This is a genomic window from Microbacterium sp. ZOR0019, from assembly GCF_000800925.1.
Classification (GTDB): domain Bacteria; phylum Actinomycetota; class Actinomycetes; order Actinomycetales; family Microbacteriaceae; genus Microbacterium; species Microbacterium aurugineum.
Map to the genome: position 1 here is coordinate 1 of NZ_JRKC01000113.1, position 1100 is coordinate 1100.

At 72.5% G+C, this 1100-nt stretch carries 2 protein-coding genes; both read right to left on the reverse strand.

Going from position 1 to position 1100, the window contains the following annotated elements; translation table 11 throughout:
* A partial coding sequence (locus L978_RS18470) for a hypothetical protein (protein ID WP_231555102.1) occupies positions 1 to 450 on the reverse strand: 450 nt, incomplete at its 3' end.
* A 32-nt stretch (positions 451 to 482) separates the two neighbouring features.
* Positions 483 to 1100, reverse strand: a 618-nt coding sequence (locus L978_RS18100; protein WP_047524879.1) for a DNA/RNA non-specific endonuclease, incomplete at its 5' end; no start/stop codon positions are given.

Sequence of the window (1100 nt, forward strand, 5' to 3'; positions counted from 1 at the left end):
CGCCGCGGCTGCGCGGGCCGCCGACTCGCCGGTCGCCGCGGAACGATGCACGTCGGCGGACCAGCGGCTCGATTCCGCCGCGTCTCCCGCGAGTGAGGACACCGCGCCCGTCGAGCGCGCGCCGTCGGCGAACGGCACCATCGCCGCGCGCAGTCGTCGGGCATGCCCCCGAGAGGCGACGTCTTCGAGAGGAACGAGCTGGTCGGCGATCTCCGCGAGGTCGAGGCCGAGCAGGTGCCCGGCGCGTCCGGGAGGGAGGCGGAAGCCGAACGAGTCGCCGGCCCCGTCGCCGCCGGCCGTGATCCACCGCGTGGAGGGCCCGGCGACGGAGATGCAACCGTCCCGCAGGATCAGGTCGACGCAGCCGTCTGCGGGGATAGGCCCGCCACCCACGCTGCCACGAGAACGCCACAGTGCAGCTCCGTGGGGCAGGCGCGACTCGGAGAACACCCCGTCATTGTCTCAGGCGCAGACGGCGGTGGTCAGAGCACGATGTCACCGGCCGTGTCGAGGGCTCGCCATCCGGCCTCCCGTGCTCCTGGCGACACGAGCGCGTCGGAGGCGAGCAGTGGCCCGAGGTCGAGCCCGGTCAGGGCGGCGATGTCGGACACGGGCACCTGGAACGTGCGGAACGCCGCCAGCGGTGGGACGACGAGTGTCGTCTCACGGGTGTCGACCAGTGCGGACTGATCGAGCACGAAGCCGGCCGCAGTGAGCTCGTCTCCGCTGCGCCATGCGGCGATCTTCCAGAAGCGGCGCGGAATCCGGACACCCCGGTAGGGCGGGTCATCGTCGGCGAGGATCGGCGCGGTGAAGACCGACACGCGCTGGTCTGTGGTCTCGGCGTAGGCGAGCACGTGATCCTCGAGGCCGAGCCAGAGCTCCTTGGACTGGTTGAACGCCGCCGCCTGGGGTGCGGCGTTGGGATAGAAGAAGGTCGCCTCCGCCGCCGACCTCGCCTCGGAGAGTTCGCCCCAGCCCGGGTCGCGCCGCCGCACCAAGTGGCCCCGATCGAGATCGTTGCGCGCGTAGACCGCCGGCCCCGTCTGCTCATCGGCGGGGATGCGGGGATCGAGCCGCCACTCGCCCGTGCGGGGCAG